Genomic DNA, 7,737 nt, shown 5'->3' on the forward strand with positions numbered 1-7,737 from the left:
GCCTCGACCTGCTCGACCCCGACGAGGTCGACCGGGTCGCGGCCATCCTCAACGGCCAACGCCGACGCAGCCTCGCCTACCACAGCCCCGCCAGCCTCTACGCTGCAGCCTCAACCGTGCAGTGACCACTGGAACTGGCCGACCTCTACGGCCCGACGGAGGTGTTCCGGTTCTACGACGGCCCGATCGACGACCCCGACGACGGACCCGAGGGTCAGATCAACGCCTGGCCCCTCGACGAGGCCTACATCGACTACGTGGAGGACGACCCGGCGGCCGGCATCGTCAACGACACCGAAGGCGTGCCCGAGATCACCACCGAGGTGCTGGTGGAGGCGAACGAGGCGGGCGGCGAGACCAACATCTCCACCGGCTGGCACGCCATCGAGTTCCTGCTCTGGGGCCAAGACCTCAGCGAGGAGGGGCCCGGTGAGCGCCCGGTCACCGACTACACCACCGCCGAGAACGCGGACCGTCGCGGCACCTACCTCACCCTGCTCGCCCAGCTGCTCGTCGACGACCTGACGTCGGTGCGCGACCAGTGGGACACCGAGGGTGGGGAGTACCGCGAAACGTTCCTGGCCGACCCGGGCGTGGCCCTCTCCAACATCCTCCGGGGGATGGGGGCGCTGTCGGCGGGCGAGCTGGCCGGTGAGCGCATGGCCGTGCCGTATGAGACCAAGGACGACGAGGATGAGCACTCGTGCTTCTCGGACAACACGCTGTCCGACATCGTCGCCAACGCCAGGGGCATCGAGCTCGCGTACACCGCCGAGTACGACGGGGTCGACGGAACGTCGCTCTCCGACGTGGTGGCCGCCGGACGCCGATCTCGACGCCGAGCTGCGCGACCAGCTGGAGGCCAACGTGGCCGCCGCCGAGGCGCTGCCCGGCCCCTTCGACCAGCTGATCGCGGGCGACGACGAGGATGAGGATCGCGCCGCCCTGCTGACGCTGATCGAGGACCTCCAGGCCCAGGGCGACGCCGTGGCCGAGCTGGCCTCGGCCCTGGGCTACGACATCAGCATCGAGATCTGAGCGACCTGGTCCGTGATCGACGCCCGAGCGCTTCGGCTCAGAGGGTTCGGCCGCCACCTGAGGGTGGACCCGACGACCCGCCACCGCCCCGGCCCCGCGAGGGGACGGTGGCGGCGGGCGGTCGCCGTGGTCGGGGTCCTCGCCCTGGTGGTTGCGAGCTGCTCCGGTGTCGACGGAGGCGGCGAGGCGAGGCCCGAGGGGAACGATCCGGGCCCCGCGGCGCCCACCGACGGGCAGCTCGAGCGCCAGGGCGGTGAGGGAACCGTCTTCGTGGCCGGCGCGGGAGCCTTCGCCCAGCCCCTGCCCGGGCTGGAGGGCGAGGATCGGCGCACGTTCGCGGTGGGCAACAGCTTCTTCAACCAGAACTGGGTGACGGCGCCCGCATCGACCGACGGGCGCGACGGCCTCGGGCCGATCTTCAACGCGCAGTCGTGCTCGTCGTGCCACTTCAAAGACGGTCGGGGCCGGCCCCCCGAGAGCGTCGATGACCCCGAGCGGGGCCTGCTGGTGCGCCTCAGCGTGGTCGGCGCCGATGGTGAGCTGGGCCCCCACCCCCTCTACGGCGATCAGCTCCAGGACCGCTCCGTCCGTGGCGTCGAACCGGAGGGGACCGTGGTCATCACCACCACCGAGGAGCCCGGCGCCTACGCAGATGGGACGCCCTGGTCGCTCGCCGTGCCCGACTACGAGCTGCGAGGGGCCGACGGCACTCCGCTCGGCGATGACGTGATGATCTCGCCGCGCGTGGCGCCGGCCATCATCGGCGTCGGGCTCCTCGAGGCCGTGCCCGCGGAGGCTGTGATCGCCGCCGAGGACCCCGACGACTCCGACGGTGACGGCGTCTCGGGCCGGGCCAACCTGGTCACCGATCCCGACACGGGTGAACGGATCCTCGGGCGCTTCGGGTGGAAGGCCTCGATCCCCACCGTGCGGGCCCAGAACGCCGAGGCGTTCGCCAACGACATCGGTGTCACCTCGTCGGCGCATCCCGACGATCCCTGCACCGCCGCCCAGCCCGAGTGCCGCGCCCAGCCCAACGGCGGTGAACCCGAGATCGACGATGAGAAGCTCGACCAGGTCACGTTCTACGCCCGGACCCTGGCCGTGCCGGCCCGCCGTGATGTGGCCGACCGTGCCACCCGTTCGGGCCAGGAGCTCTTCGGTGAGACCGGGTGTGCGTCGTGTCACACACCGGAGCTCCGCACCGGACCGTCGGACGTGGCCCCCCTCTCCGAGCAGGTCATCCGCCCCTACACCGACCTGCTGCTCCACGACATGGGCCCGGGCCTGGCCGACGACCGGCCCATCGGCGACGCGTCGGGGCGCGAGTGGCGCACCCCGCCCCTGTGGGGGGTGGGCCTGGTCGAGACCGTGAACCGCCACACCCGCTTCCTCCACGACGGCCGGGCCCGCAACCTGGAGGAGGCCGTGCTCTGGCACGGTGGCGAGGCCGATCGGTCCCGTACCCGCTTCATCGAGCTCTCCGCCCGCGACCGCGAGCAGATCCTCACCTTCTTGGAGTCGCTGTGATCGATCGCCCTCGCCGGCCCGGCGGTCCCCCTCGCCGGCGCCTCTTCGCCCTGCTGCTCGCAGTCGCGCCGGTACTCGGAGCCTGCTCCGGCGGGGACGACTCCGCAACGGACGCCCCGGGCACCGAGGAGTCGGTGTCCGCGGTGGATGATGAGGCGGTCCTGGCCACGATCGCCGATGATGTCATCGTCCCGGCCTACGAGGCCCTCGTCGCCGACCTCGCCGATCTCACCACCACCGTCGACGCTCTGTGCGGGGAGCCCGCTGCCACCGGACTCGAGGATGCCCGTGAGGGGTGGCGCACGGCGCTGACGAGCTGGCAGCGGACCCGCGCCGGTGCCGTCGGTCCGGCCATGGAACGCCGCCTCATGAGCGCGGTGGGCTTCGACGCCCGACCGGAGGCGATCGACGAGCTGCTGGCCGGCGCGGATCCCGTCGACCCCCGACGCGGTCGACGATGAGGGGGCCGCCGTGCGCGGCCTGTACGCGGCCGAGACCGCCCTGTTCGGCGAGGGGTCCGACGCCCTGGCCACCACCGAGGGAGCCCGCCGGTGCGAGTACCTGACCTCGGCGCTCACCCTCTCGCTCGACGCCGCTGAGGAGGTCCGGGCCGACTGGTCCGGTCCATCTCGCGACACCTTCGTCGCCGGCATGGACGGCGCCCCGCAGGACACGGTGAACCAGCTGGTGAACGAGGTCACCAACCGCGTCCGGGAGCTCGACGAGAAGGGTCTGCGCGACCTGGCCGCGGCCGACTCGGTCTCCGACCTGGCCGAGTCTCGCATCGACGGGCCCGCCGCGTTCGCCCTGGCCGGTCGCCGGTCACTGCTCGAGGGCATCGCTCTCGTGATCGGCCGGGATGAGGAGGGGCTCGTCGCCCTGGTGACGGCCCGCTCGCCGGAGACCGCCGAGCGGCTGCAGAGCGCGACCGCCGATGCCGTGGCCGCCCTCGACGCGCTGCCCGATGCGGTGGCTGAGTCCTTCGACCGGCCGGAGGATGTCCAGACCGCGGCCGATGCCGTGGCCGAGCTCAGGGTGGTGCTCTCCACCGAGGCCGCCAGCCAGCTCGGCGTCACCATCAGCTTCAGCGACTCCGACGGCGACTCCTGAGCCCGTGAAACCCGTGACCCGCGTCGCCGAGGACCCCGCCGCTGACGCCTCGCGCTCACGGTGGACCGTGGCCCTGCCGTTGCTCGTCGTCGTGGGCGTGACGGCGCTGCTGGTCGTGGTGACCCGCGAACCGGCGTCCGAACCGGCGATGTCGGGACCGGCGGGGTCGGGCTCGGCGACCGCCGAGGGGCCCCCTGCGGTCGAGGTGGCTTCGGACGCGCCCCGCTTCGCCTCGCTCGAGGAGCTGGCCGCGGCCTCCGATGCTGTGGTTCGGGCCGAGGTGGTCGCCACCGAGCGGGGCCGTTGGTTCGGCGACGGCGCCGGAGGTACCCGCATCCAATCCCGACTGGTGACCCTGCGGGTGACCGAGGTGATGGCCGGCGTCGCCCCCTCGTCGGCCACGCTGCTGCTGGAGGAGGAGGGGTGGCTGGAGGACGGCGCCCCGTTGGTCGTCGACGGCGCCGCTCCCTCCCAGGTGGGTGACGACGGGATCTGGTTCGTGCTCGACGGGACCGACCCGGAGGTCGGTGCCTACGTCATCGTCAACGCCCAGGGCCGCTACCTCATCGCCGGCGATGGCCGCACCCTTTCGGGCGCCGCCGGAGATGATCCACTCGTGGCTCGGCTCACGGCCATGACCGTCGACGAGCTCACCGCCGACCTGCGGGCGGTCCGACACCCGGCGCGCCGCGGTCGCGACGTTCCCGGCGGCTCCTGAGACCACCCGCGGCCCCCCGGGTCCGCGCCGACATCACGTGGGGCGCCGCGTGGCGCGGGGAGGGGGCAGCGCTCACGGTCGCAGGGCGGCGGCCTCGACCAGCAGGGGCTCGGGCACCGCCATCCCGGGGGTGAGCACGGCCCGGGTGTGAGGGTCGACCCGAGCGACCCGCCCCCCGGCGTGGAAGCGGATGCTCACGGTGCCGTCGACCTCCAGGGTCAGCGTGTGGGTGATGCGTCCCTGGCAGTCGAGGACGTGGGCGGAGGCGAGGTCCATCCCCCTCACCCTAGCGCAATATGAGAATCGTTCCCATATCGCGGGTGGCGCCGCTCGTCGGGCTCGGCGGGCGGGGTTCGGGTCGTCCCGAGCACGAGGATGGCCGGGAGCGCCACGGCCAGGCCGAGCAGCACGATGTTTGCGACCTGGTCTGAGGTGTCGTAGGCGTCGAGGTGGCTCGCGTGGTAGGCGAGGTGCGGCACGCTGAACAGCAACGACGCCAGGGCGGCGGTGCGCACGAGGTACCGATCCGGGCGGACGAGGGCGGCGAGCAGGACCGCGGCGAGGGCCAGCTGGCTCTGGCCGAAGTCACGCAGCAGGTGCTCGTTGTACGGTCCGTCGACCGACACCCACCGGCGTCCGAGGCCGGGGAAGTCGTCGTAGAACGATCGAGGGCTGATCACGATCCACACGCCCAGCTGGAGCGCAGAGGCCGCCAGCACGAACAGGACGGGGCGCACCAGGCGCTCGGGCACGGTGCGGTGAGGCGGGCGCCCGAGAGCGGCCATGACGCCGGGGAGGCCGTCGCGCAGGGTCGGGTTCCTCGGCGCCCAGCCGGTCGCCTCCTTGAAGCGTCGGTTCGACACCCGTTGGCTGCGGGTCAGGGCCTCCACCTTGTTGCCGCCGAGTCGGGCCGCCGCGCCCGGTAGCCGGACCCTGGCGCCGAACGCTGCGGCGACGTCTCGCTTGGTCATCGGTTCGTCGTCGACGATGTCGTAGGTCCCGGCCGGGGCGTCGAGGGCTGCGACCACCGCGGCGGCGGCATCGTCGGCATGGACCATCGACTGGTAGGCATCGGGCGCCCCGGCTACGGGCCCGATGCCCTTGCGACCGGCAGCGACCATGTCTCGCGTGTGGGACGAGTCCGGGGCGTAGATCATGGCGATGCGCAGGACGACCGAGTCCCCGAACCGGGCCGCCGTCGCCTCGGCGGCGGCCACCGAAGCGATCGCCGAGGTCGGCTCGATGGGTGTCGTCTCGGCGTCGATCCAGGCCTCGCCGGAGTCGGGGTAGGTGAAGGTGATCGACTCCTGCACGTACCGGCGAGCACCGGCGGCGAGGGCGGCGTCGACGAGGTTGGCGGCGCCCTCGGTGCGTATGCGGTCGTTCTCCTTCCACGCGCCCGGTCGCGCCCCGTCGGCGAGGGACGGGATGTGGGTGGCGAGGTTGACGACCGCATCGTGACCCCCGACGGCGGCAACGAGACCCTCCCTGTCGAACAGGGACACCCGGGCGGGGGTAGCCCCGAGCTCGCGCACGAGCTCGGCCTTCTCCCCGGACCGGGCCACCGCGGTGACGACGTGGCCGGCCTCGACCAGCAGGGCGACCGCCCGCGTCCCGATGACGCCCGTGGCGCCGGCGACGAACACCTTCATCGGGCTGCCTCCTGGAGGAAGTCGGTGGTTCGGCGGATGGCGACCGGCGCCGCGGTCGTCGCGACCTCGACGAGGAGGTCCTGCACGGTCGTGGCCGCGAGCACCTCGCGCCACGCGGCCTCGGCGTCCCACATGACCCGCGCGATGCCGCACGGCTGGCGGTAGTGGGCCCGACCGACGGCGGCGGGTCCCTGCTGGCGGATCTCGGTGCAGCGGAACGCGGGTGCCGATCCCTCCACGGCCCGCACGACGTCGAGCACCGTCACCTCGGCGGCCGGGTGGGCGAGCCGGTAGCCGCCCCGCCGGCCCGGCACCGACCTCACGATCCCGGCGGCGGCGAGCCCCTGGAGCTGCTTGGCCAGGTAGGCGGGGGGGAGGTCGTGGAACTCAGCCAGCTTGGCGGCCGCCATGCCCCGGTCGGGCGGGACGGCGGCCAACAGGACGCACGTGTGGACGGCCCACTCGACGCCTTGGCCCATCGCCATACTCGGACAATCGCACTCCGAGTTCGGTGTGTCAACGCCCAGCTCCTCCGAGAGGGTGTGAGCGCGGCGTCATCAGGAGGCGGGCGGCGCGGCTCCGGCCGCGGCGAGGACGGCCTGCCCACCGGCGGCGGGGCCGTCAGCGTGGTTGAACACCGCGGATCCGGCCACCAGCACGTTGGCGCCGGCATCGACGCAGCGGCGAGCGTTGCTGGCGTCGACGCCCCCGTCCACCTCGACCTCGGTGGGAAGACCCTGGCGCTCGATCTCGGCGCGCACCTGCTCCACCTTCTGAAGCGTGCGGGGGATGAGCTTCTGCCCACCCCACCCGGGGTTGATGGTCATGACCAGCGCCAGGTCGATGCACTCGAGCACCTCGTCGAGGCAGGCGGCCGGCGTGCTGGGGTTGATGGCGGCGCCGGCTCGGCAATCGAGCTCACGGATCTGGGTCACGGTGCGGTGCAGGTGCGGGGAGACCTCGCAGTGGACCGTGATGGCGTCGGCGCCCGCCGCGGCGAACATCTCGACGTGGCGTTCGGGCTCGACGATCATGAGGTGCAGCTCGAGCGGCAGGTCGGTCAGCCTTCTCAGGGCGCGGACGGTGTCGGTGCCGAAGGTGAAGTTGGGGACGAACACGCCGTCCATCACGTCGACGTGGAGCCGCTCGGCGCCGCTGCCCTCCAGGTCGCGGACGGCGCCGGCCAGGTCGGCGAAGTCGGAGGCAAGGAGGCTGGGGGCGAGGTGGATCGCGCCTTCGCACGGTGTCCAGGAGGAGTGGGCCATCTCGGAGGACCCTATTCACCGAGCATCGTGGCCCGCGTTCTCCGGGTCACGATCATGCACCGGCGCCCCCGTGGACCTCGTCGCCGCCCAAGGCAAGGGGGACCAGAAGATCTACGTGAGTCGCAGCACCGACCTGGTGGTGGCCCGTCTCGGCGACGCCGGCGGATCCAACGACGAGCTCGGCAGCTCAGACTTCAGCTCGCTCTTCTGGTCCAAGCTCATGGCCGCCGCGCCACGCTGAATCCCTCGCCACCGCTCCGAAGGCGGGCGTTTCGCGCCGGTGCCTGCCCCGGCCTTCCCGACGGGCTCGCCGGCTTCGAGCTCTGAGCGCCGCGACTCATGAAACCATCCCCGAGGCGAGGAGCAGCGCGGCGGCGGCGACGACACCGATGCTCACGGCGAGCAGCCACGGCAGCATCGAGGG

At 72.6% G+C, this 7,737-nt stretch carries 11 protein-coding genes; 7 read left to right on the forward strand and 4 right to left on the reverse strand.

From position 1 onward, the window contains the following. The first annotated feature begins 134 nt into the window (after positions 1–134). The 6 genes from VNL12_RS09805 to VNL12_RS09830 all read left to right on the forward strand — a co-directional run bounded on the left by VNL12_RS09805 (position 135) and on the right by VNL12_RS09830 (position 4,396). Positions 135–932 carry an imelysin family protein gene (locus VNL12_RS09805; protein WP_325594037.1) on the forward strand — a complete coding sequence of 266 codons (798 nt, stop codon included), beginning with the start codon at positions 135–137 and terminating at the stop codon, positions 930–932. After that, positions 868–1,038: a hypothetical protein gene (locus VNL12_RS09810; protein WP_325594017.1), complete on the forward strand. Its 171-nt coding sequence runs from the start codon at positions 868–870 to the stop codon at positions 1,036–1,038. Before VNL12_RS09805 ends, VNL12_RS09810 begins: the two co-directional genes overlap by 65 nt. A gap of 126 nt (positions 1,039–1,164) precedes the next feature. Then, a complete protein-coding gene (locus VNL12_RS09815; protein WP_325594019.1) occupies positions 1,165–2,568 on the forward strand; it encodes a di-heme oxidoredictase family protein in 1,404 nt (467 codons plus the stop codon). Continuing rightward, positions 2,565–3,029, forward strand: coding sequence for an imelysin family protein (locus tag VNL12_RS09820; protein WP_325594021.1), 465 nt, complete (start codon positions 2,565–2,567; stop codon positions 3,027–3,029). Before VNL12_RS09815 ends, VNL12_RS09820 begins: the two co-directional genes overlap by 4 nt. A 10-nt stretch (positions 3,030–3,039) precedes the next feature. Next, positions 3,040–3,678 (forward strand): imelysin family protein, encoded by a 639-nt coding sequence (locus tag VNL12_RS09825; RefSeq protein ID WP_325594023.1) that lies wholly within the window; start codon positions 3,040–3,042, stop codon positions 3,676–3,678. Between the two features lie 13 nt (positions 3,679–3,691). Further along, positions 3,692–4,396 carry a hypothetical protein gene (locus tag VNL12_RS09830; protein WP_325594025.1) on the forward strand — a complete coding sequence of 235 codons (705 nt, stop codon included), beginning with the start codon at positions 3,692–3,694 and terminating at the stop codon, positions 4,394–4,396. 72 nt (positions 4,397–4,468) lie between these two features. Here the strand turns inward: VNL12_RS09830 and VNL12_RS09835 are convergent, their stop codons facing one another. From VNL12_RS09835 to rpe, 4 genes are all read right to left on the reverse strand, one after another. Continuing rightward, positions 4,469–4,672, reverse strand: coding sequence for a hypothetical protein (locus VNL12_RS09835; RefSeq protein ID WP_325594027.1), 204 nt, complete (start codon positions 4,670–4,672; stop codon positions 4,469–4,471). A gap of 5 nt (positions 4,673–4,677) precedes the next feature. Further along, positions 4,678–6,048 (reverse strand): NAD-dependent epimerase/dehydratase family protein, encoded by a 1,371-nt coding sequence (locus tag VNL12_RS09840; RefSeq protein ID WP_325594029.1) that lies wholly within the window; start codon positions 6,046–6,048, stop codon positions 4,678–4,680. Continuing rightward, on the reverse strand, positions 6,045–6,533 hold the full coding sequence (locus VNL12_RS09845; protein ID WP_325594031.1) for an Rrf2 family transcriptional regulator: 489 nt from the start codon (positions 6,531–6,533) through the stop codon (positions 6,045–6,047). Before VNL12_RS09845 ends, VNL12_RS09840 begins: the two co-directional genes overlap by 4 nt. Before the next feature lie 72 nt (positions 6,534–6,605). Next, positions 6,606–7,313: a ribulose-phosphate 3-epimerase gene (gene rpe, locus VNL12_RS09850; protein WP_325594033.1), complete on the reverse strand. Its 708-nt coding sequence runs from the start codon at positions 7,311–7,313 to the stop codon at positions 6,606–6,608. Positions 7,314–7,383: 70 nt separating this feature from the next. Between rpe and VNL12_RS09855 the strand changes: the two genes are divergently transcribed. After that, complete coding sequence (locus tag VNL12_RS09855; RefSeq protein ID WP_325594035.1) at positions 7,384–7,554, forward strand: hypothetical protein; 171 nt, start codon at positions 7,384–7,386, stop codon at positions 7,552–7,554. The last annotated feature ends 183 nt before the right edge of the window (positions 7,555–7,737 follow it).

The organism is Iamia sp., from assembly GCF_035575815.1.
Classification (GTDB): domain Bacteria; phylum Actinomycetota; class Acidimicrobiia; order Acidimicrobiales; family Iamiaceae; genus Iamia.

Excerpts from the sequence above, each read along its gene's own strand:
- VNL12_RS09835 (WP_325594027.1), bottom strand. The coding sequence starts at position 4,672 with ATGGACCTCGCCTCCGCCCACGTCCTCGACTGCCAGGGACGCATCACC.
- VNL12_RS09840 (WP_325594029.1), bottom strand. The coding sequence starts at position 6,048 with ATGAAGGTGTTCGTCGCCGGCGCCACGGGCGTCATCGGGACGCGGGCG.
- VNL12_RS09845 (WP_325594031.1), bottom strand. The coding sequence starts at position 6,533 with ATGGCGATGGGCCAAGGCGTCGAGTGGGCCGTCCACACGTGCGTCCTG.
- rpe (WP_325594033.1), bottom strand. The coding sequence starts at position 7,313 with ATGGCCCACTCCTCCTGGACACCGTGCGAAGGCGCGATCCACCTCGCC.